Raw genomic sequence first — 21,687 nt, 5'->3', positions numbered from 1 at the left:
AATTTCCCATGGCAGCCTATCAATATGTCTACCACATGGACGGCGTCTCAAAGACCTATCCCGGTGGCAAAAAATGCTTTGAAAACATCCGCCTGAGCTTTCTGCCCGGCGTGAAAATCGGTGTGGTCGGCGTCAATGGCGCCGGTAAATCAACACTGCTGCGCATCATGGCTGGCATCGACAAGGATTTCTCGGGCGAGGCCTGGGCGGCAGAAGGCGCCAAAGTCGGCTACCTCCCGCAAGAGCCGGAACTGGACGCAAGCCTCGATGTGCGCGGCAATGTGATGCTTGGTGTGAAGGCCAAGAAAGACATCCTTGATCGCTACAACGAACTGGCCATGAACTACTCCGACGAGACCGCCGAGGAGATGGCCAAGCTGCAAGACGAGATCGACGCCCAGAACCTCTGGGACCTCGACGCGCAAATCGACGTCTCGATGGAGGCGCTGCGCTGCCCCGCCGACGATGCAGACGTCACGAAGCTGTCCGGTGGTGAAAAACGCCGGGTGGCGCTCTGCAAACTGCTGCTGGAACAGCCCGAAATGCTGCTCTTGGACGAGCCGACCAACCACCTCGATGCTGAAACCATCGCGTGGCTGCAACAGCATCTCATTGATTACAAAGGCACAATCCTGATCGTCACCCACGACCGCTATTTCCTGGATGACATCACCGGCTGGATTCTTGAGCTGGATCGCGGCTCCGGCGTGCCGTGGGAAGGTAACTATTCCTCGTGGCTGGAACAGAAGGCCAAGCGGCTTGAACAGGAAGCGCGCGAGGACAAATCCAAGCAGAAAACGCTGGAGCGCGAGCTTGAATGGATGCGCCAATCCCCAAAAGCGCGCCAAGCCAAATCCAAGGCCCGCATCAACGCCTATAACGATCTGGCCAACCAGTCCGAGCGCGAAAAGCTTGGTCGCGCCCAGATCATCATTCCCAACGGCCCCCGCCTTGGCGGCAAGGTGATTGAGGTAAACGGCCTCAAGAAAGCCATGGGTGATAAGCTGTTGGTCGAAGACCTGACCTTCGCCCTTCCCCCCGGCGGCATCGTCGGCGTGATCGGCCCCAACGGTGCCGGTAAAACCACGCTCTTCCGGATGATGACCGGCCAGGAACAGCCCGATGACGGCACGCTGGAATACGGCGATACCGTGCAGCTGTCCTATGTCGATCAAACCCGCGATGCGCTGCCCGAAGACAAAACCGTGTGGGAGGTGATCTCGGACGGCAATGACATCATCCAGCTTGGCGACGCCGAAATGAACTCCCGCGCCTATTGCTCGGCGTTCAACTTCAAAGGCGGCGATCAGCAAAAGAAAGTCGGCCTGCTATCGGGTGGTGAACGTAACCGCGTCCACATGGCCAAACTGCTGCGGTCTGGTGGCAACGTGCTGCTGCTCGACGAACCGACCAACGATCTCGACGTCGAAACCCTCCGCGCCCTCGAAGACGCGCTGGTCGATTTCGCCGGCTGCGCCGTCGTCATCTCCCACGACCGCTTTTTCCTGGATCGTATCTGCACCCATATTCTGGCCTTCGAGGGCGAGGCCCATGTGGAATGGTTTGAAGGCAACTTCGAGGATTACGAGGAAGACAAGAAACGGCGCTTGGGTGCGGATGCTTTGGAGCCGAAGCGGATCAAGCATAAGAAGTTCGTTCGTTGAGCGAAAAAACTTGGAAACCGATCAAAGGTGAAGATCAGTACAGGCAATTTAAGAAGCATCTTCGCCTTGTCGAAAAAAGGCTCTCCCTAGCTTCAGGCTTCATAGTCAACTCAATAAATGCCGGGGACGACTGGTCTCTGGCAATGAAGGCCGGTTCAGTAGTCGAAGGCGCAATAAACGCAGCGATTGATGGGTTTTGGTTTGAAGCAATTGGTAATGAAAAAATAGCTTCGAAAACAGCGCGTTGGCTAAAGCGGCATCCCGTGAACGGTGCGAATGGAAAACTGGCTCTTTCGAAAGACCTTGGGCTCTTCAGTAATGCGCAAATAAAATCCGCAAGACGGATATTTGCGATTCGAAATCAGTTTGCACATGACGCAGCATTGATGACCACATCTTTATTATCGGTTTACAATAGCCTTGATGCCGGACAGAAACTAGAAATCTTCGATGACTTTATAAGGGATGTTGAAGCGCTCAGCGAGTTTCCAGAAGAAGTTAGGTTCCGCTTGGCCTACGGGCTGGACCTAATGTTCTTCATCTCGAATGAGAGGATTATCGCAGACGTTTCGCAAACCTTGAGATAACAATCCGTGTCAGCGACCCAGCTAGATCTGAGTGTCGTCGGTTGGCGCCACGCGCAACTTTCATATTTATTTCACTTGCTTTTCAATGACCCACCCCCCATGTGAGGGTTGCGACCGTTACCGTTATTCGACCACCTGCTCCTATCCGGCCAGTCAGTTGAAACGCATGACCAAGCCGACCTGCCACATCCTGTGGGCAGTTAATTTAAGGAGACAGACGGATGGCCAATGGCACCGTTAAATGGTTCAACACCACAAAAGGCTACGGCTTTATCGCGCCCGATGATGGCGGCAAAGACGTTTTCGTTCACATTTCTGCGGTCGAGCGCGCTGGTCTGACCGGCCTTGCCGACAACCAGAAAGTGACGTTCGACGTCGAAGAAGGCCGCAATGGCCGCGAAGCTGCTGCGAACCTCGCACTGGCCTAAAGCATTCCGGGCGGCGCCGTGTTCGGGGCCGCCCAACCTCTTGATCGCGCTTAGTTAATCAGCGGATCAACCAAGGCCTGAACCTCAGGTCCAACAGCCTCAACAATCTTCGAAACCCCGTCCGCATTCGGATGAATGCCGTCCGGCTGCATGTATTGCACGAGGTCTGCGGGATCGTCGCTGTCGCGCATGAGGCCTGCAAAGAAGCTCTCAAGGTGTTGCGCGCCGAACTCTTGAGCCAACTCCGGATACATTGCATCGAACGCCTGCTTATACTCCGGACCGTAATTGCCAGGCGCTTCCATCCCGATCAGCAGAACCGGCACTTCGCGGGCCTGCGCAACCTCCAGGATGCCGCGCAAATTCGCCCGGCTGACCGCAGGATCAAGCCCGCGCAGCACGTCATTGCCACCCAAAGCCACGATCAATGCGCCGATATCCGGCGTCAACGTCCACTCGATGCGCGATAATCCGCCTTGTGTCGTATCCCCCGACACACCCGCATTCACGACCGTTGCCTCAACGCCGTTTTCGTTCAGCCAGCCTTGCAGCTGCGGCACGAAGCCGTCTTGCTCCATCAAGCCGTAGCCTTGGGTGAGACTGTCACCCAGCGCCGCGATGCGCAGCGGGTCAGCCATGGCCACACTTGCAAAAACCATGAAAAACAGCGCCATCAGGTTGCGCGTCCGAGCCCGCGCCCCATATCCCAAAGCAACCAACATCAGCAGGCGTCCTTTCATGTCCGAACCCGTCCTTTCCCTTAGAGATGCGCGCTTGTCGCTGGATGGCAATGCCGGACGGGTCGATATCCTGCACGGAATCACGCTAGACGTTCACAAAGAAGATACGCTGGGCCTTGTCGGCCCGTCCGGCTCGGGAAAATCTTCGCTTTTGATGCTGATGGGCGGGCTGGAGACGGCAACAGGCGGCAGCGTGACCGCTCTTGGCCGCGATCTGACCCAGATGAACGAAGACAAGCTCGCGCGGTTTCGGCGCGATCATATGGGCGTTGTGTTCCAGTCGTTTCACCTGATCCCCACGATGACAGCGCTCGAAAATGTCGCCGTCCCGCTTGAGCTTGCAGGGCATGCCGATGCGTTCGACAGGGCCGAAGAGGAACTGAACGCAGTCGGCCTGTCCCACCGGATTGACCACTATCCGAGCCAGATGTCGGGGGGCGAGCAACAGCGCGTCGCGCTCGCGCGCGCCTCCGCACCGCGTCCGGATATCCTGCTGGCCGATGAACCGACCGGCAATCTTGACGGCCCGAACGGGGCCGCGATCATCGACATGCTCTTTGGGCTGCGCGACCGCCACGGGGCCACCCTCGTTCTGGTCACCCACGCGCCTGAACTGGCCGCGCGCTGTGACCGAACCGTGCATCTGCGCGACGGCCGCGTGGACGAAGCCCCGGCACGGGACGCTGCCGAATGAGCCTTGCCATCGCCGCCCGTTTTGCACGCCGCGAGTTGCGCGGCGGCTTACGCGGCTTCCGCATTTTTCTCGCCTGCCTTGCACTAGGCGTCGCCGCTATCGCCGCTGTCGGCTCTGTTCGCACTTCCATCCAAGCGGGTTTGGAGCGCGAGGGTGCAGCCCTTCTCGGCGGCGATGCCGAAATGGAATTCACCTACCGCTTCGCGACCGACGAAGAACGCGCGTGGATGAACGCGCAGGCCATCGCGGTGTCGGAGGTGACTGATTTCCGCTCCATGGCCGTTGTGGACGGACCAACCGGAGCAGAGCGCGGCCTTACCCAGATCAAATCCGTCGATGCGGCCTACCCACTGGTCGGCGAGGTCGTGCTTGATCCGCCGATCCCCTTGCCCGACGCGCTTGCAGGCACAGACGCTTTGCCCGGTGCGGTTATGGAACGGGTGCTCAAAGATCGTCTGGGGTTGGAGACGGGCGACACCTTCCGCCTTGGCACGCAAGACTTCATTCTGTCAGCAACCCTTGTCACCGAGCCTGATAGCGCCGCAGGTGGCTTTGCCCTTGGCCCGCGCACAATTGTCCGGACCGAGGACCTTGCCAACTCAAGCCTGCTTGGCGCGGGCACGCTTTTCTCAACAAGATATCGCCTTGATCTGCCTGAAGCCGCCCCACTGGAAGCGCTCGAGGATGAGGCCGAGGACCTTTTTGAGGCCAGCGGCCTACGCTGGACCGACGCGCGAAACGGCGCGCCGGGCGTGCAACAATTTGTGGACCGCCTTGGCGCGTTTCTGGTGCTGGTCGGTCTCTCGGGCCTTGCCGTTGGCGGCGTTGGCGTCTCCGCTGCGGTGCGCGCTTATCTGTCCGGCAAAACCGGCGTGATCGCGACGCTGAAAACCCTTGGCGCGGACCGTCGCACGATCTTTCAGACGTATTTCCTGCAAATCGGCGCGCTCACGATTCTGGGTATCCTGTTGGGATTGGTTTTGGGCGCAGGTCTACCACTGCTCCTCTCTCCGATCATCGAGGCACGCTTGCCAATCCCCGCCGTTTTCGCGATCTACCCTGCTCCGCTTCTGGAAGCCGCGATCTACGGCGCGCTCGCCGCGCTCATCTTCACGCTTTGGCCGCTGGCCCGCACAGACGACATCCGCGCCGCGACCCTCTTTCGCGACGCATTGGGCAGTGGCAGTTTGCTACCAGCGTGGCCTTACCTGATCGCGATATCGGCCTTGCTTGCCGCGCTTATCTGGATCGCCATCTGGTTCTCTGACGCGATGACGCTGACCTTGGCGACCGCAGGCGGCATCGTCGGCGTGCTTCTTGTGCTGACCCTCGCTGCGATGGGCATCCGTGCGCTTGCCCGCCGCGCCACCAAGCTGCGCTCTACCCGGGGGCGTACTGCGCTGCGCCTCGCCCTCGGCTCTATTGGCGGCCCACGTGAAGAGGCAACCTCTGTCGTCCTTTCCCTTGGCCTTGGCCTGTCGGTCCTCGCCGCCGTCGGCCAGATCGACGGCAACCTGCGCAACGCCATCGCCGGAGAGCTTCCTGAGGTCGCACCCAGCTATTTCTTCGTCGACATCCAGAACGACCAACTGCCCGAGTTCCGCGAACGTCTGGATGCGAACGAGGCCGTGTCCCGCGTTGACAGCGCGCCCATGCTGCGCGGCATCATCACCCGCATCAATGACCGCCCGGCCCGTGATGTTGCGGGCGGGCACTGGGTTCTCGATGGGGATCGGGGCGTCACCTACACGGACGCGCAGCCTGAAAACACGACCCTCACCGCGGGCGAATGGTGGCCCGAGGACTACACCGGCCCGCCCCTCATCAGCTTCGCCGCCGAGGAAGCCGAAGAGATGGGCCTCGCCCTTGGCGACACCATGACGGTCAACATACTGGGCCGAGATATCACTGGCACGATTGCGTCTTTCCGAGAGGTCGATTTCTCGACCGCCGGGATCGGCTTTATCCTCTCGATGAACCCAAGCGCGCTGGTAGGCGCGCCCCATACCCATATCGCCACCGTCTATGCCGACGAGGATGCCGAAGCAGGCATCCTGCGCGAGCTGGCCAACCTCTTTCCCAACATTACCGCCGTGCGGGTGCGCGATGCCATCAACCGCGTCTCGGACGTGCTGGCGGGATTAGCCGCCGCCACCTCTTACGGGGCCTCAGCCACTTTGCTGACCGGGTTTCTGGTGCTGATCGGCGCCGCTGCCGCAGGCGAACGCGCGCGCACCTACGAGGCTGCCGTGCTCAAGACAATCGGTGCGTCCCGCGGGCGTATCCTGTCCAGCTTTGCGCTGCGTGCGGCGCTTTTGGGTGCTGGCGCGGGCCTCGTCGCCATCGCCGCAGGGATCACAGCGGGATGGGCCGTCACCACGTTTGTGATGGAGACGTCCTTCTCCGTAATCTGGCCGAATGCGCTGGTCATCGTGATCGGGGGTGTGCTGGCGACGCTCTTTGCCGGTCTGGCCTTCGCCTTGCGCCCACTCGCGGCCCGCCCTGCTCAGGTGCTGCGCGCGCGCGAATGATCCATCATCCGCATTTCTTCGGCTACGGATCCTTGGTCAACACCGCCACCCATAGCTTTCCCGGCGTGCAACACGCGACGCTGAAAGGCTGGCGGCGCGTTTGGCGTCATACGACCCATCGCACAGCGGCATTCCTCACCGTGCGCCCTGATCCCAATACGACACTTGAGGGTCTTATCGCAGCCGTCCCTGACGCCGACTGGCATGCATTAGACGCTCGTGAATATGCCTATGACCGCCACAATGTGACGCCGCTGATCACAGCCACCAATGCCCCCAGCGAAACAGCGGTCTACGCGATCCCCGACGACGCCCATGTCGCGCCGTCGGTCGAACATCCGATTCTGCTCAGCTATCTGGATGTGGTTGTGCAAGGCTATCTGCACCGGTTCGGAGAAGACGGCGTCGCCCGGTTCTTCGCGACCACAGACGGGTGGAACGCACCTATCCTGAACGACCGCGCAGCGCCCCGCTATCCCCGCGCTCAAACGCTGACGAACAGCGAAATCGCGCTGGTCGATCATTTCATCGCCGCAAGTTCAAAAGGCTAAGCAGCCGGGCCTGTCGGGCAAACGGATCACGATCAGACGGCGCGTGCCCGTCCCGGATCACCTTGCGCGCCAGAAAGAACGCGACCGTTCCGAAGACAACGCCGCCCAGCGCCTGTCCGATCAGCACGCCAGGTGCGCCAAACGCCCAAGCGCAAAGCGCCACCAGCGGCATCGTGCCAAGCGTGTGCCGCCCCCAGTTCACCCAAGTGGAATAGAACGGATGGCCCAGATTGTTGAACGCAGCATTTGAGACAAAAAGAACACCGTTGAAGAAAAACAAAAGCGCAAGCGGCCCGCAAAACAAGAAGACCAGGTCTCTCGTGACCCCTTCGGCATCAAACAGCGCTGCAATAGGTCCGCGTAATCCAAACAGCGCTAGCGAAATGCCGATTACCACCAGCCCGGTGAACGTCAGGCCTGCAAAGAAAGCCCCTTCAACCCGAGCACTGTTCTTAGCGCCGTAGTTCTGCCCAATGATCGGGCCAATCGCACCAGAAAGGGCGAAAATCACCGCAAAGGCCACAGGCATCAACCGTCCGACAATCGCCATGCCAGCGACCGCAGCCTCACCATATTCTGCCATCGCGCGGGTCACGTAAGCCTGCCCCACGGGCGTCGCCAGTTGAGTCAGGATCGCGGGGAACGCGATGGTGAGGGTCGGCGGCAAGTCCTCAATCAGGCAACCGAAAGTTGGTAGCTTCAATCCGCCATAGTACTTGAGAATTGGCAGCAAAGCCGTCGCGGCAAGCGCGATCCGCGCACAGACAGAGGCCAGCGCTGCGCCGGTGAGTTCTAGATCAAGCCCAAAGATCAAAATCGGATCGAGGATCGCGTTGACGACGCCTGCATAAATCGTGGCCATCATTGCGCGTTTGGCATCGCCATGGGCGCGCAGGATCGCCCCGCCCATCATCCCGATCATAAGCAAAGGCAAGGACGGCACGATGATCTGCAGGTAGTGCACGGTCAGATCCAGCGTATTTCCCGTCGCCCCCAAAAGCTCCGCAAAAAATCGCAGGTTCAGCCAGACAAGCGCTGCGAAGATGGCCGAAAAGACCACGCCATAGATCAGCGATGTCGATGTGCGGCGCGCGGCCAGAGCCTCGTCGCCCTCGCCCAAAGCGCGCGCCACCAAAGCCCCCGCGGCAATTGCCAGACCGATGCTGAACGAGGTCGTGAAAAACAGGATTGCGCCTGCATATCCCACGGCTGCAGCAAGCTCTGCCTTGCCCAGCATCGAGATGAAGACCATGTCGATAAAGTCGACCAGAAAGACCGCCATCAAGCCGACCGATGCGGTCAGCGACATCACCGATACATGCTTAAACAGGCTCCCCGTCAGAAACTTCGCCGGGGCCTGCGCCATAATCTCAGCCCTTCGCCCGCACACGCTGCAAAAGCGGCATGACCGAGGCCATATCTGGACCATTCCGGCGACCTGTCACCGCCAACCGCAGCGGCATGAAAAGCCCCTTGCCCTTGCGCCCCGTAGCTTCCTTGACGGCAGAGGTCCATTCGCTCCACGTCGTCTCCGTATACGGCCCATCGGGCAGCAGGGTCATGGCTTCGGCTACGAACGCCTCATCACCCTCTTCGATCAGCGGCTCAGCGCCATCGCGAAACAGCGTCCACCATTCGGCCAGATCGGCGCGGGTCGTGATGTTGTCTTTCGCGACCGCCCAGAATTGCCCCGCGATGTCATCCGGCACGCCCAGAGCCGCGATATCCGACGCGACTGCCTCAACAGGCAAGGTTTGCAGATGGTGCGCCGTCAGCGGGAACAGATCGTTCTCGTCAAACTTGGTCGGAGCAGAGCCAAACCGGCTGATATCAAACCCCTCAATCAACTCGTCCATGGAGCCTCGCAGCTCGACGGGATCGCTCGACCCGAGCCGCGCCATCAGCGACAGAAGCGCCATCGGTTCCACTCCGCGTGCGCGCAGATCGCGCAACGATAATGTGCCAAGGCGCTTGGACAGCGCCTCCCCCTGCGGACCGGTCAAAAGCGAATGATGCGCAAACTCGGGCACCGTGCCGCCAATCGCCTCGATCATCTGAATTTGCGTCGCAGTGTTGGTCACATGGTCGGATCCACGCACCACATGGGTCACGCCCATATCCGTGTCATCCACAATCGAGGCCAGCGTATAAAGAACCTGCCCGTCACCGCGAATAAGCACCGGGTCACTGACGCTGGCCGCATCAATCGAGATGTCGCCCAGAATGCCATCTGTCCACGCGATGCGTTCATGATCCAGTTTGTAGCGCCACACGCCACTGCCCCGCTCGGCACGCAACGCGTCCTTTTCCGCGTCAGACAACGCCAGAGCCGCGCGGTCATAGACGGGCGGCTTGCCCATGTTGAGCTGCTTCTTACGCTTCAGATCCAGCTCGGTCGGCGTTTCAAAGGCTTCATAGAACTTGCCCATCTCACGCAGTTTGTCTGCCGTCTCTGCATAGCGATCCAGCCGACCCGATTGCCGCTCAATCCGGTCCCAGGTCAGGCCAAGCCATTCCAGATCTTCCTTGATCGCGTCGACATATTCTTCCTTTGACCGCTCTGGGTCTGTGTCGTCGATCCGCAGAATGAACGTGCCGCCCGCCTTGCGCGCGATGAGGTAGTTGAACAGCGCCGTGCGCAGATTGCCGATGTGGATATAGCCGGTGGGCGACGGGGCGAAACGGGTGACGGTCATGCAAGCTCTCCTGTTGGCCCGTGGCTTCCCACAGCAGGGGCCTTTTGTCTAGCGTCCCGCGCGGGTCACATCTGCGTCAAACGCTGGGTTTTCGCCATGCGCGCTCTACTTTCTTGGTCAGGAAATGAGGGAGATTGCAGATGTTATTCACACGCCGCCAAGCCTTAACCGCAGCAGCCGCGTTGCCCGCGGCTACATTGGCCCCAACCCTTTTGCGCGCGGAGGGTCACAGCCCGGCCATGACCCTCGCGCACAGGTTCAATCTGGGCGAGTTCACGGTCGTCACGCTTCTGGATGGCTCCCGCGCCGCTGAAAACCCGCAGGAAACCTTCGGCATGAATGTCTCGGCTGAAGAGTTCCAATCGGTGTCTGAGGCCAACTTCATCCCTTCGGATATGGGCCAGTTCTTCTTCAACCCAACGCTGGTCGATACCGGGGCCGAGCGGATTCTTTTCGACACCGGCCTTGGTCAGGGCGGTTTGCAAAGTGCGCTCGCCCAAGCGGGCTACAGCCCTGCAGATATCTCCATCGTTGTCATCACTCATATGCACCCCGATCATATCGGTGGCATGATGAGCGATGGCGCAGCCACCTGCCCGAACGCCCGCTACATCACCGGCAGCGCAGAATATAACTTCTGGTCTGCGATGGAGGCCGGCAATCGCGTGGGCGATATGGTCGCCTCCAACGTGACGCCACTTGCCGAGCAGATGACCTTTCTGGATGATGGCGGCAGCGTCGCATCAGGCGTCACCGCAATGGCGGCCTTTGGTCATACGCCCGGACACATGGGCTACATGCTGGAAAGCGGCGGACGTCAGTTGTTCCTGATGGCAGACATGGCAAACCACTACGTCTGGTCGCTCGCCTATCCAGATTGGGAAGTGCGTTTTGATATGGATAAGGAAGCTGCCGCCGCCACGCGTCGCCGCGTGCTTGGAATGCTGGCCGCTGACAAAATCGCGACAATTGGCTATCACATGCCTTTCCCTGCCGCAGGCTTCGTGGACACGCGCGAGGACGGGTTCCGCTATGTGCCGGTGAGCTATCAGTTCATGGGCTGATTGCGCCGCACTTCGTGCGTCGCTCCGCGGGGGCTCTGCCCCCGCACCCCCGGGATACTTCACAAAAGCGAAGTTAGGACGGATCGCGCCAACGGTTCACAATCGGATAGCGCCGGTCCAGCCAGAAGGCGCGATGAGACAGGCGCGCGCCAGGGGCTGACTGAAAGCGCTTATACTCCGAGATGTAGATCAGATGCTCGATCTTCTTGACCGTCTCACGATCATAGCCAGCCGCCACACAATCCGCGACGGACCGATCTTCATCCACCAGCATCGTTAGAATACCGTCGAGCACGTCATAGGGCGGCAGGCTGTCTTCGTCCTTTTGATCCGGGCGCAGCTCTGCCGAGGGCGGTTTGTCGATGACACGCGGCGGGATGACCTCGCCTGCGGGAGCCATCATCCACGGACGATGATTGGCATTGCGCCAGCGGCAAATCTCGAACACACGTGTTTTGTAGAGGTCTTTGATCGGGTTGTAGCCGCCCGACATATCGCCATAGATCGTGGCGTAGCCCACGGCGACTTCCGATTTGTTACCGGTCGTCAAAAGCATCTCACCGAACTTGTTGGACAGCGCCATCAGCAATAGCCCGCGCAGGCGCGACTGAATGTTTTCTTCCGCAATATCCGGCGCGGTCCCGGTAAAAAACGGTGCCAGAGCCTCCGTCACCGCCGCACGCGGGCCGGAGATGGGCAGCGTGTCCAGTTGCGTGCCCAGTGCAGTCGCAACCGCCTCCGCATCGTCAAGGGAGCCCTTGGACGTATACTCCGACGGCAGCATCACGCAGCGCACATTCTCCGGGCCCAGCGCATCAGCGGCAATCGTCGCGACAATGGCGCTGTCGATCCCGCCGGACAGCCCCAGCAGGACCTTCCTGAACCCGGTTTTGCGCATGTAGTCGCGCAAGGTCTCGACCATGACGCGGTAATCCTGCTCGTAGAAATCAGGATGTGGCGCAAACTCTTGTGGCACCGCGCGCCAGCCAGCCTCCGTTTCCTCAAAATCGACCTGCACGATGGCCTCGTCAAAGACGGGCAACTGCACAGCCATTTCCCCACCGGGGTTCAGCACGAAAGAGCCGCCATCAAACATCTGATCATCCTGACCGCCCACCATATTCAGGTAGACCAGCGGTAGGCCAGTCTCGACAACCCGCGCGATCATCATGTTCAACCGGGTCTCATACTTGTTGCGGTAGTAAGGCGATCCGTTTGGCACAGCGAGCAATTGCGCCCCGCTTTCTGCCATCGCCTCGCTGACATCCTCGTGCCAGGCATCCTCGCAAATGGGTGATCCGATGCGCATCGGGCCAACGACATACGGTCCCGAGATGTCGCCGGGCTCATAAAGGCGCACCTCGTCAAAGACGGTCTCGTTCGGCAGCTCGTGCTTGCAGACAACCGCTTTACGCGCACCGCTTTCGTAAACGTAGTACGCGTTGTGCAGCGCCACCCCTTCGATGAAGGGCCCACCAATCGTCAGCACAGGGCCGTCCACACACTCGGCCCCTAAAGCATCCAGATGCGCCATCGCGTCCAGCGTGAAGGCAGGTTTCATAACCAGATCCTGCACCTGATACCCGGTGATGAACATCTCAGGCAGCATGACCATGTCGGCCCCTGCGGCCTTGCCAGCCTCCCACGCAGCCTTGGCTTTCGCGGCATTGCCTGCCAGATCCCCGACCGTGGGGTTCAACTGGGCCAGCGTCATGCGGAATTTCGCGCTCATCGGGGTCGTCCTTCGTCTGTCTCTCCGCGACTTAGCAGATTGCCGCGCAAGGGGAAGGCCCTGCGTCGGAATAGGTCGCCCGTCAAAGGAAAGCCGTTGCGGGCGAGCGGGGGCTCAATTACCCTCGCTTTGAAGGATTTTTCAAGGATCAGCCCACATGCGCCGCATCGCGATTGCCACCCTCACCAGCCTTGCCTTTGCCCTGCCAGCTGCTGCTCAGCAAGTGGAAACAAAGCAATACGAGGATGGCGGCGTCTATGTCGGCACGTTCAAGAACGGCAAGCAGGACGGTCAAGGCAGCTACACCTTGCCCAATGGCTATGTCTATGAAGGCGAATGGGTCGATGGAGAGATCAAAGGCCAGGGTCAGGCCAGCTACCCCAATGGCGCGGTCTACATTGGCAGTTTCGCACGTGGCAAGCCCGAGGGGTTCGGCACGATCACCTATGTCGATGGCTCCACCTATGAAGGCGAGTGGGTCGACGGCGAACGCACCGGAACCGGCGTTGCCACATACGCCAACGAGATGCGCTATGAAGGCAGCTTTCGCAACGCGCTCCACCACGGCATCGGCACGCTGTCCGGCCCCAACGGCTATGTCTACGAGGGTAATTGGGTCAACGGGGTCAAAGAAGGCCAAGGCACGATCACTTACCCCGATGGCGCGCGCTACGAGGGCATGATGGCCGCAGGTCAACGCTCTGGCACTGGTGCGCTCATCATGCCGGACGGGCTGCGCTATGAAGGCACTTGGAAAGCCGGTCAGATCGACGGCACAGGCGTGCTGACCCAAGCCAATGGCGACGTCTATGAAGGGGCGTTCAAGGCAGGCAAGCGCGAAGGCCAGGGCAAGGTGACCTACGCCAACGGCGACGTCTATGAAGGGGCGTTTCTGAACGATCAGCGCCATGGTCAAGGCAGCTTTATCGGCGCGGATGGCTACCTCTATCAGGGGGGCTGGCAGAACGGCATGATCCACGGCACGGGCGAGGTCACCTACCCTGACGGCTCCGTCTATACGGGTCAGTTTGTGGAGGACCTTGCAGAAGGCCAAGGCAAGATCGTCTACCCAGATGGCAATACCTATGAAGGCACTTGGGTCGCCGGTGTGATCGAAGGCCAAGGGATCGCCACCTATACCAGCGGGCTGACCTATGAAGGCGGCTTCAAGAACGCCAAGAACCACGGCCAAGGCACCATGCGCTATCCCGACGGCTATGTTTACGAAGGCAATTGGGTCGACGGCAAACGTCAGGGCGCGGGTAAGGCGACCTATGCGGATGGCTCTGTCTACGAGGGGAATTTCGAGGACGGCCAGCGCCACGGAACCGGCAAGATCACCATGGCCAAGGGCTTTGTCTACGAAGGCGAATGGCTTCGGGGCGAGATCAGCGGAAGCGGTGTCGCTACCTATGCCAGCGGCGATGTCTACGAAGGCATGTTCGTGCAAGGCAAACGCCAAGGCACCGGGACGATGCGCTACGCCAGCGGCGAAGAACGCTCGGGCGAATGGGAAAATGGCGCGCTGACTTCCGGCAACTGAGACCGCTTTACCATTCCCCCAATCCCCGGCACAGTTGATCCGACCACTGGGGAGTGAGGGCATATGAGCCGCATCTGGTTTGACACCGACAAAATCTGCATTGGCGGCGCGTGGCGCACAGCTGACGGCGCCGAGGTTTTGCCCGTAAAAGATCCCTCAACGGGCGAAACCTTCAGCCAAATCGCGCGCGGGACCGCCGCGGATATCGACACCGCCGTCGCCTCTGCCCGCACTGCATTACACAGCGATTGGGGCCGCATGACCGCGACCCAGCGCGGACGTATCCTGACAAAGATCGGCCAGCTTGTGCTGAAACGCGCCGACGATCTGGCGTGGATGGAGGCGCGCGATGTCGGCAAACCCCTGACCCAGGCTCGCAACGACGTCATCGCTTTGGCCCGCTACATGGAGTTTTACGGCGGAGCTGCCGACAAGCTCCATGGCACCACGATTCCCTATCTGGATGGCTACACGGTCTACACCCTGCGCGAGCCCCATGGCGTGACGGGTCATATCGTGCCGTGGAATTACCCGATGCAAATCATCGGCCGCTCGGTCGGAGCGGCTCTCGCCATGGGCAATGCTTGCGTTTTGAAGCCAGCGGAAGAGGCCAGCCTGACCGCGCTCGCCTTCACCCATCTTGCCTATGATGCGGGCCTTCCCGATGGCGCGCTCAACACCGTTCCGGGGCTCGGGACAGAGGCCGGAGCGGCGCTTTCCGGCCATCCCGATATTGACCATGTATCATTCACCGGCTCTGTCCCCGTCGGCGCTTTGGTCCAGCAAGCAGCGGGTCAAAACGTCGTGCCCGTCACGCTGGAGCTGGGCGGTAAATCCCCACAGCTTGTCTTTGCCGATGCCGATCTGGACGCCGCAACGCCGTTCCTCGTCAACGCCGCGATCCAGAATGCAGGCCAGACCTGTTCGGCCTCGTCACGCATCCTCGTGCACCGCTCCAAATTGGACGAAGTCACAACCCGCATGGCCGAGCGTTACAATGCTCTCCAAGTTGGCCCGGCGCTGGATGATCTACATGTCGGCCCGCTCGTCTCGGCCCGCCAAAGGGACATCGTCAGCGGTTTTCTGGACAAAGGTTATGACCTTGAAACAGCCGCCCAAGGCCAGATCATCGCAGACGCACCCACGGGTGGCAGCTACATCGCGCCAACGCTTTTCACAAATGTCGCGCCTGATCACACCCTCGCCAAAGACGAAATCTTCGGCCCCGTCCAGGTCATCATCCCCTTTGACGACGACGCCGAGGCCATCGCGATTGCCAACGGCACCGATTACGGCCTCGTCGCCAGCATCTGGACCCGCGACGGCGCGCGCCAAATGCGGCTGACCAAACAGATCAAAGCAGGACAGGTTTTCATCAACAATTACGGCGCAGGCGGCGGCGTGGAGCTGCCCTTCGGTGGGGTCGGAAAATCCGGTCATGGCCGCGAAAAGGGGTTCGAGGCGCTGTATGGTTTCTCGCAACTCAAAACCGTCGCCGCCCATCACGGATAGGAGAAAGCCATGAGATTGCGGGAAAAAACAGCGATAGTCACAGGTGCCGCCTCCGGCTTCGGCGCAGGCATCGCGCGCAAATTCGCAGCCGAGGGCGCCCGCGTCGTGGTCGCGGACCTGAACATGGATGCCGCGCGTGACATTGCCGAACGCATCGGTGGCGTCGCCTGCCATGTAGACGTGGCCGATGATACCTCGGTCGAGGCGATGACCCAAACCACACTGGACCAACTTGGCCATATCGACGTGCTTGTGAATAACGCAGGCATCACCCATCTGCCCGGCCCACTGGAAGACGTCACGGTTGAGGATTTCGACCGCGTTCTTGCCGTGAACGCCAAGTCCGTCTTTCTGACCGCCCGCCATATCGTGCCGCTGATGAAAGCGCGCAAAAGCGGGGCGATCCTGAACGTGGCCTCCACCGCCGGGGTCTCTCCACGTGCGCATCTCAATTGGTATAATGCATCGAAAGGCTGGATGATTACGGCCACGAAAACCATGGCGATTGAGCTTGCACCCGCTGGCATCCGCGTGAACGCGCTGAACCCGGTGGCAGGCGACACGCCGCTTCTGAAATCGTTTTTGGGCGATGACACACCTGAACGTCGCGCGCAGTTCCTCTCCACGATCCCCATCGGGCGTTTCTCCACACCCGAGGATATGGGCAACGCCGCCGCGTTTCTCTGCTCGGACGAGGCCAGCATGATTACCGGCGTCGCGATGGAGGTCGATGGAGGGCGCTGTATCTAGGCCGGTCTAGACGACCTCTTTGCCGAGCTTCTCCAAAAACGCATCGGCCTCAGCCAGCACAGTCTCGCGGCGCTCTTCATCCATGCGGTCAAACACGCGATACATCTGCGCCATGCGCGGGTTGTTATCGAACCGATCCCGGTGCCGGATCAGGAAATGCCAATAAAGAAGGTTGAACGGGCACGCCCCGTCGCCGGTTTTCTTACTGACGCTGTAATCGCAATTCTTGCAGTAATCCGACATCTTGTTGATGTAGCTGCCGCTAGATACATACGGCTTCGAGGCGATGATCCCACCATCGGCGAACTGGCTCATGCCCACGACGTTGGGCGCTTCCACCCACTCGTAGGCATCTGCGTAAACCGCCAGATACCACTCATGCACCTCGTTCGGGTTGATGCCCGCAAGCAGCGCGAAATTGCCCGTCACCATAAGCCGCTGAATGTGATGCGCGTAAGCATCCTCTTTCGTCTGGGCCACCGCCTTCGAGATGCAATTCATCTTCGTCTCAGCGCCCCAGTAGAAATCCGGCAGCCCGCGCTGATGGTTCAACCCGTTGCGGCGCGGGTAATCCGGCCCTTCCAAGAAATAGATACCACGCACATATTCCCGCCAGCCGATGATCTGGCGAATGAACCCTTCGACTGCGTTGATCGGGGCGTTTCCGTCGTCATAGGCTTTCGCCGCCGCCTCGCACACCTCAAGCGGGCTGAGCAAACCGGCGTTCATGTAGAATGACACAAGCCCATGATAGAGGAAGCGATTATCGTTCAGCATCGCATCCTGAAAGTCGCCAAACTTCGGCAGACCATGCTCGATGAAATGATTCAGCTGTTCCAGCGCCTGCCCGCGATCCGTTGCGAACCAAAACGGTCGCAGGTCGCCAAAGGAATTGTCGAACCGCGTCTCAACTAGGTCCAGCACATCTTCGACAATCTCATCGGGCTCAAATTTCAACGGTCCGTCAAACGTGACCTCATCCGGTGCAGGCTTGCGATTGTCGTGGTCAAAATTCCACTTCTCCCCAACCGGCTTATCGCCATCCATCAACAGCCCGGTCTTGCGCCGCATATCGCGATAGAAATACTCCATCCGAAGCGCCTTTCGGCCCTCGGCCCAGTCCTCGAACTCCTTATGCGAGGCGATGAACAGATCGTTCTGAAACTGATGCACCGGGATCGGCAGGTCTTCGAGATGCGAGATCAGCCGCCATTCCCCCGGCTCTGTCGCGATCACCTCACCCGCGTCATATTCTTCGGCGCGACGCAGTAGCTCTCCACCAATCGACCCGCTGTTCTCGTCGTCATCCAGCTTGGTATAGGCAACGGTCCAGCCATCCTGCTCCAGCGCTTTGGCGAATTTGCGCATCGCTGCAAAGATAAAGGCGATCTTTTTGGGGTGATGCTGCACATAGCTTGCCTCATCAGCGACCTCGGCCATCACGACCACATCGCTCACCTTATCGCCCTCGCGCAAAGATGCGATATCCATCGAAAGCTGGTCGCCCAGCACAAGCAGCAGTTTACTCACCACGGCACCTCTTTACCGGCCCAATCGAAAAACCCACCCGATTGGTCTGTTCCAAGTTCTGAGATGACACACAGCAAGTTTTGCGCCGCCTCGTCCGCAGGCACCGTCTTGTGACGCCCTGCGTATTTCTCGGTAAATTTCGTCGCCACCGTGCCTGGGTGCAGCGACACAATAATCGCCTCCTTGTGCGACCGCCCCACCTCAATCGCTGTCGAGTGCACGATCTGGTTCACCGCCGCCTTTGCGGTCCGATAAGAATACCACCCGCCCAAACCATTATCCCCAATCGAACCGACCCTTGCCGACAGCACCGCAATCACCGCGCGCCCGTCCGTCGGCAGCAACCGCAGCGCATGTTTCAGCACCATCGCAGGGCCAACCGTATTCAGCTTGAACTGCGCCAGCAACGCCTCCGGCTCCAGCGCCTTGATCGTCTTTTCCGGCTCATGCCCGTCGATCTCCAACGCGCCCGTGGCCACGAAAATCAGATCAAACGGTCCTTGCAACGCCCCCAGACAGGCCGCAACCGATGTCTCGGATGTTACGTCCAGCCCGTCGACCGACCGCGACAACCCGACCACCGTCACGCCTTGCGCTACCAAAGCCGCTTTCACAGCGCTGCCGATGCCGCCGCTGTCTCCGATAATCAATGCACGTTCCATGGCGGTGTCACATAAGAGGCCACCCTTCCTCGTCAAATCGACAAAGCACTTTTCATTCATCAAACCTGCGGTATAACAGGACGCATGATGACCAATGGCCATATCCAATTCGCAAGCAGCCTTTCGCTGCGCGCTGGCCTATTGCTTCTCCTTAGCCGCCTCTGAGCGTGCCTTTTGGCGCGACCGCTCAGGGGGGGATTTCGCGCCAAATGCTAAGGAAACAAAACTCAAGAGACATGATATGACCGATACATCGAAACAAGATCGCGTGTTGATCTTCGACACGACCCTGCGCGACGGCGAGCAAAGCCCCGGCGCCACGATGAGCCATGCCGAGAAACTGGAAATCGCCACCCTGCTCGACGAAATGGGCGTTGATATTATTGAAGCGGGCTTCCCGATTGCGTCCGATGGGGATTTCGCAGCCGTCAAAGAAATCGCCGAACGCTCTGTGAACTCCGTAATCTGCGGTCTGGCGCGCGCGAATTTTAAGGATATCGACCGCTGCTGGGAGGCCGTCAAACACGCCGGTAAGCCGCGCATCCATACGTTCATCGGCACCTCGCCGCTCCACCGCGATATCACTGCCCTCGACCCGGATCAGATGGCCGAGCGGATCCACGACACGGTGACCCACGCCCGTAACCTCTGCGACAATATCCAATGGTCGCCCATGGACGCCACGCGCACAGAAACCGATTACCTCTACCGCGTCGTGGAAATCGCAATCAAAGCCGGTGCCACCACGATAAACATTCCTGACACTGTGGGCTACACCGCCCCACGCGAAAGCGCACAGATCATCGAAGACCTTATCGCGAACGTGCCGGGCGCGGACGAGATTACCTTCGCAACGCATTGCCACAATGACCTCGGCATGGCGACGGCCAATGCGCTGGCTGCTGTCGATGCGGGTGCACGCCAAATTGAGTGCACGATCAACGGCTTGGGCGAACGCGCAGGCAACACAGCGCTTGAAGAGGTCGTGATGGCCCTGCGCGTGCGCAACGATATCATGCCGTTCCAAACGGGGATCGACACGACCAAAATCATGAACATCTCGCGCCGCGTTGCCACCGTGTCGGGCTTCCCTGTGCAGTTCAACAAGGCCATCGTCGGCAAGAACGCGTTTCTGCACGAAAGCGGCATCCATCAGGACGGCGTTCTGAAAAACGCGGAAACCTTCGAGATCATGAAGCCCGAGGACATCGGGTTGAACGATACCAATCTGGTGATGGGCAAACATTCGGGCCGCGCCGCGCTGCGCTCAAAACTCAAAGATCTGGGGTTTGAGTTGGCAGACAATCAGCTCAATGATGTGTTTGTGCGTTTCAAGGAACTGGCTGACCGCAAAAAGGAAATCTACGACGACGACTTGGTCGCGCTGATGTCCGATGCCCGCCCCGAGGACGAGCGTCTGAAAATCAAATTCCTGCGCGTGATCTGTGGCACCGAAGCCCCTCAATCAGCTGATCTGACGATGATCATCGACGGCGCGCAGCACCAGATCACCGCCGAGGGCGATGGCCCCGTGGACGCCACCTTCAACGCGGTTAAAGCGCTCTTCCCCCACGAGGCGCGTCTGCAGCTCTACCAAGTGCATGCCGTGACCGAAGGCACCGACGCGCAAGCGACGGTCTCTGTCCGGATGGAGGAAAACGGCATCATCGTGACCGGCCAGTCTGCTGATACCGATACTGTTGTCGCCTCTGCCAAGGCCTATGTCAGCGCGCTCAACCGTCTCTTGATGCGACGCGAGCAAGCGGGTCCGGGGGCTGACAAGCGCGTTGTGACCTACAAAGACGTGTCCTGAACCCGGCACCAGCGGCAAAAACGCGCTGATATGGCTGGATCAGGCCCTTTCGCAGCGCAGCATTGCTCCGTATAAGCACCCATGGCCCGCGGCTGAAAGAGTCGCGGGCCTTTGAGATATTGGGGTAAGGGACCGCGCAGATGTTTGGTTTAGGGGGCTTGTTTTCGTCGGATATGGCGATCGACCTTGGGACAGCGAACACGCTTGTCTATGTCAAAGGAAAAGGCGTGATCCTGTCGGAACCTTCCGTGGTGGCCTATCAGGTAAAAGACGGCAAAAAGACCGCTTTGGCCTTTGGCGAAGACGCCAAGCTGATGCTGGGCCGCACCCCCGGCTCGATTGAGGCGATCCGCCCGATGCGAGACGGCGTGATTGCCGACTTCGACGTTGCCGAGGAGATGATCAAGCACTTCATCCGCAAGGTGCACCGCCGCACGACGCTGTCCAAGCCGAAGATCATCGTCTGTGTCCCCCACGGCGCGACGCCTGTTGAGAAACGTGCAATCCGTCAGTCGGTTCTGTCCGCGGGCGCGCGCCGCGCGGGCCTGATCGCCGAACCCATCGCAGCCGCCATTGGCGCGGGCATGCCGATTACTGACCCGACCGGAAACATGGTCGTCGATATCGGTGGTGGCACGACCGAAGTTGCCGTTCTGTCGCTGGCCGACATCGTCTACGCCCGCTCGGTCCGCGTCGGCGGTGACCGCATGGACGAGGCGATCATCAGCTACCTGCGCCGCCAGCATAACCTGCTGATCGGGGAAACCACCGCGGAGCGGATCAAAACCACCATCGGCACCGCTCGGATGCCCGACGATGGCCGGGGGGCGGCGCTGCAAATCCGCGGACGCGACTTGCTGAACGGCGTGCCGAAAGAGACCGAGATCAACCAAGCGCAGGTCGCCGAAGCTCTTGCCGAACCCGTGCAACAGATCTGCGAAGCGGTGATGACCGCGCTAGAAGCCACACCCCCAGATCTGGCCGCCGATATCGTGGACCGGGGCGTCATGCTGACCGGTGGCGGCGCGCTGCTGGGCGAGCTTGATCTGGCCCTGCGCGAGCAGACCGGTCTGGCCATCTCGGTGGCTGACGAAAGCTTGAACTGCGTGGCGCTGGGAACGGGCCGCGCGCTTGAGTATGAACACAAGCTCAAGCATGTGATAGACTACGACACCTGATCCTTTTTGACC

At 60.0% G+C, this 21,687-nt stretch carries 18 protein-coding genes; 12 read left to right on the top strand and 6 right to left on the bottom strand.

What is annotated here, in order from left to right:
* The first annotated feature begins 8 nt into the window (after positions 1 to 8).
* The 3 genes from ettA to KUW67_RS16035 all read left to right on the top strand — a co-directional run bounded on the left by ettA (position 9) and on the right by KUW67_RS16035 (position 2,679).
* Positions 9 to 1,664, top strand: coding sequence for an energy-dependent translational throttle protein EttA (ettA, locus tag KUW67_RS16045; RefSeq protein WP_224826343.1), 1,656 nt, complete (start codon positions 9 to 11; stop codon positions 1,662 to 1,664).
* A complete protein-coding gene (locus tag KUW67_RS16040; protein WP_224826342.1) occupies positions 1,661 to 2,251 on the top strand; it encodes a hypothetical protein in 591 nt (196 codons plus the stop codon). The genes ettA and KUW67_RS16040 overlap by 4 nt, the downstream gene beginning before the upstream one ends.
* A 221-nt stretch (positions 2,252 to 2,472) precedes the next feature.
* The gene (locus KUW67_RS16035) at positions 2,473 to 2,679 is read left to right on the top strand and encodes a cold-shock protein (RefSeq protein ID WP_224826341.1); all 207 of its coding nucleotides are present in this window, start codon (positions 2,473 to 2,475) and stop codon (positions 2,677 to 2,679) included.
* Between the two features lie 50 nt (positions 2,680 to 2,729).
* On the opposite strand, the gene KUW67_RS16030 is transcribed toward KUW67_RS16035, so the two are convergent.
* On the bottom strand, positions 2,730 to 3,419 hold the full coding sequence (locus KUW67_RS16030; protein ID WP_370635016.1) for an arylesterase: 690 nt from the start codon (positions 3,417 to 3,419) through the stop codon (positions 2,730 to 2,732).
* Between KUW67_RS16030 and KUW67_RS16025 the strand changes: the two genes are divergently transcribed.
* From KUW67_RS16025 to KUW67_RS16015, 3 genes are read left to right on the top strand one after another with little or no spacing between them, the layout of a single operon-like run.
* Entirely contained in the window at positions 3,418 to 4,113 is a 696-nt protein-coding gene (locus KUW67_RS16025) for an ABC transporter ATP-binding protein (RefSeq protein ID WP_224826340.1), read from the top strand. The two genes, KUW67_RS16030 and KUW67_RS16025, sit on opposite strands and share 2 nt — an antisense overlap.
* Entirely contained in the window at positions 4,110 to 6,644 is a 2,535-nt protein-coding gene (locus KUW67_RS16020; protein ID WP_224826339.1) for an ABC transporter permease, read from the top strand. The genes KUW67_RS16025 and KUW67_RS16020 overlap by 4 nt, the downstream gene beginning before the upstream one ends.
* Positions 6,641 to 7,195 (top strand): gamma-glutamylcyclotransferase family protein, encoded by a 555-nt coding sequence (locus tag KUW67_RS16015; RefSeq protein ID WP_224826338.1) that lies wholly within the window; start codon positions 6,641 to 6,643, stop codon positions 7,193 to 7,195. The genes KUW67_RS16020 and KUW67_RS16015 overlap by 4 nt, the downstream gene beginning before the upstream one ends.
* On the opposite strand, the gene KUW67_RS16010 is transcribed toward KUW67_RS16015, so the two are convergent.
* Entirely contained in the window at positions 7,170 to 8,561 is a 1,392-nt protein-coding gene (locus tag KUW67_RS16010; protein ID WP_224826337.1) for an MATE family efflux transporter, read from the bottom strand. The genes KUW67_RS16015 and KUW67_RS16010 overlap by 26 nt on opposite strands.
* A 4-nt stretch (positions 8,562 to 8,565) precedes the next feature.
* A complete protein-coding gene (gene gltX, locus KUW67_RS16005; RefSeq protein ID WP_224826336.1) occupies positions 8,566 to 9,891 on the bottom strand; it encodes a glutamate--tRNA ligase in 1,326 nt (441 codons plus the stop codon).
* 140 nt (positions 9,892 to 10,031) lie between these two features.
* On the opposite strand from gltX, the gene KUW67_RS16000 reads away from it, so the two are divergent.
* Positions 10,032 to 10,955 carry an MBL fold metallo-hydrolase gene (locus tag KUW67_RS16000; RefSeq protein ID WP_370635015.1) on the top strand — a complete coding sequence of 308 codons (924 nt, stop codon included), beginning with the start codon at positions 10,032 to 10,034 and terminating at the stop codon, positions 10,953 to 10,955.
* A gap of 73 nt (positions 10,956 to 11,028) precedes the next feature.
* Here the strand turns inward: KUW67_RS16000 and KUW67_RS15995 are convergent, their stop codons facing one another.
* Positions 11,029 to 12,687 (bottom strand): NAD+ synthase, encoded by a 1,659-nt coding sequence (locus tag KUW67_RS15995; RefSeq protein ID WP_224826334.1) that lies wholly within the window; start codon positions 12,685 to 12,687, stop codon positions 11,029 to 11,031.
* 157 nt (positions 12,688 to 12,844) lie between these two features.
* On the opposite strand from KUW67_RS15995, the gene KUW67_RS15990 reads away from it, so the two are divergent.
* From KUW67_RS15990 to KUW67_RS15980, 3 genes are all read left to right on the top strand, one after another.
* Positions 12,845 to 14,230, top strand: a complete 1,386-nt coding sequence (locus tag KUW67_RS15990) for an MORN repeat-containing protein (protein ID WP_224826333.1) — start codon at positions 12,845 to 12,847, stop codon at positions 14,228 to 14,230.
* A gap of 63 nt (positions 14,231 to 14,293) precedes the next feature.
* Positions 14,294 to 15,742, top strand: a complete 1,449-nt coding sequence (locus tag KUW67_RS15985; protein ID WP_224826332.1) for an aldehyde dehydrogenase family protein — start codon at positions 14,294 to 14,296, stop codon at positions 15,740 to 15,742.
* Between the two features lie 9 nt (positions 15,743 to 15,751).
* Positions 15,752 to 16,492, top strand: a complete 741-nt coding sequence (locus KUW67_RS15980; RefSeq protein ID WP_224826331.1) for an SDR family oxidoreductase — start codon at positions 15,752 to 15,754, stop codon at positions 16,490 to 16,492.
* A gap of 6 nt (positions 16,493 to 16,498) precedes the next feature.
* On the opposite strand, the gene KUW67_RS15975 is transcribed toward KUW67_RS15980, so the two are convergent.
* Together KUW67_RS15975 and KUW67_RS15970 are read right to left on the bottom strand one after the other, a co-directional pair.
* Positions 16,499 to 18,025 (bottom strand): cryptochrome/photolyase family protein, encoded by a 1,527-nt coding sequence (locus tag KUW67_RS15975; protein WP_370635014.1) that lies wholly within the window; start codon positions 18,023 to 18,025, stop codon positions 16,499 to 16,501.
* Positions 18,019 to 18,684: an SDR family NAD(P)-dependent oxidoreductase gene (locus KUW67_RS15970; RefSeq protein WP_224826329.1), complete on the bottom strand. Its 666-nt coding sequence runs from the start codon at positions 18,682 to 18,684 to the stop codon at positions 18,019 to 18,021. Before KUW67_RS15970 ends, KUW67_RS15975 begins: the two co-directional genes overlap by 7 nt.
* Before the next feature lie 241 nt (positions 18,685 to 18,925).
* Between KUW67_RS15970 and KUW67_RS15965 the strand changes: the two genes are divergently transcribed.
* Entirely contained in the window at positions 18,926 to 20,497 is a 1,572-nt protein-coding gene (locus KUW67_RS15965; protein WP_224826328.1) for a 2-isopropylmalate synthase, read from the top strand.
* Positions 20,498 to 20,637: 140 nt separating this feature from the next.
* A complete protein-coding gene (locus KUW67_RS15960; RefSeq protein WP_224826327.1) occupies positions 20,638 to 21,675 on the top strand; it encodes a rod shape-determining protein in 1,038 nt (345 codons plus the stop codon).
* Positions 21,676 to 21,687 lie beyond the last annotated feature (12 nt).

Source organism: Cognatishimia sp. MH4019 (genome assembly GCF_020177595.1).
Lineage (GTDB): Bacteria > Pseudomonadota > Alphaproteobacteria > Rhodobacterales > Rhodobacteraceae > JAHTBL01.
Note: the sequence above shows the minus strand (reverse complement) of the source record. Positions and strands in the feature narration are given on the sequence as shown.

Excerpts from the sequence above, each read along its gene's own strand:
- KUW67_RS15985 (WP_224826332.1), top strand. The coding sequence starts at position 14,294 with ATGAGCCGCATCTGGTTTGACACCGACAAAATCTGCATTGGCGGCGCG.
- KUW67_RS16035 (WP_224826341.1), top strand. The coding sequence starts at position 2,473 with ATGGCCAATGGCACCGTTAAATGGTTCAACACCACAAAAGGCTACGGC.
- KUW67_RS16000 (WP_370635015.1), top strand. The coding sequence starts at position 10,032 with ATGTTATTCACACGCCGCCAAGCCTTAACCGCAGCAGCCGCGTTGCCC.
- KUW67_RS15965 (WP_224826328.1), top strand. The coding sequence starts at position 18,926 with ATGACCGATACATCGAAACAAGATCGCGTGTTGATCTTCGACACGACC.
- KUW67_RS16015 (WP_224826338.1), top strand. The coding sequence starts at position 6,641 with ATGATCCATCATCCGCATTTCTTCGGCTACGGATCCTTGGTCAACACC.
- KUW67_RS15960 (WP_224826327.1), top strand. The coding sequence starts at position 20,638 with ATGTTTGGTTTAGGGGGCTTGTTTTCGTCGGATATGGCGATCGACCTT.
- KUW67_RS15970 (WP_224826329.1), bottom strand. The coding sequence starts at position 18,684 with ATGGAACGTGCATTGATTATCGGAGACAGCGGCGGCATCGGCAGCGCT.
- KUW67_RS15990 (WP_224826333.1), top strand. The coding sequence starts at position 12,845 with ATGCGCCGCATCGCGATTGCCACCCTCACCAGCCTTGCCTTTGCCCTG.
- KUW67_RS15980 (WP_224826331.1), top strand. The coding sequence starts at position 15,752 with ATGAGATTGCGGGAAAAAACAGCGATAGTCACAGGTGCCGCCTCCGGC.
- ettA (WP_224826343.1), top strand. The coding sequence starts at position 9 with ATGGCAGCCTATCAATATGTCTACCACATGGACGGCGTCTCAAAGACC.
- KUW67_RS15995 (WP_224826334.1), bottom strand. The coding sequence starts at position 12,687 with ATGAGCGCGAAATTCCGCATGACGCTGGCCCAGTTGAACCCCACGGTC.
- KUW67_RS16020 (WP_224826339.1), top strand. The coding sequence starts at position 4,110 with ATGAGCCTTGCCATCGCCGCCCGTTTTGCACGCCGCGAGTTGCGCGGC.
- KUW67_RS16025 (WP_224826340.1), top strand. The coding sequence starts at position 3,418 with ATGTCCGAACCCGTCCTTTCCCTTAGAGATGCGCGCTTGTCGCTGGAT.
- gltX (WP_224826336.1), bottom strand. The coding sequence starts at position 9,891 with ATGACCGTCACCCGTTTCGCCCCGTCGCCCACCGGCTATATCCACATC.
- KUW67_RS16030 (WP_370635016.1), bottom strand. The coding sequence starts at position 3,419 with ATGAAAGGACGCCTGCTGATGTTGGTTGCTTTGGGATATGGGGCGCGG.
- KUW67_RS16010 (WP_224826337.1), bottom strand. The coding sequence starts at position 8,561 with ATGGCGCAGGCCCCGGCGAAGTTTCTGACGGGGAGCCTGTTTAAGCAT.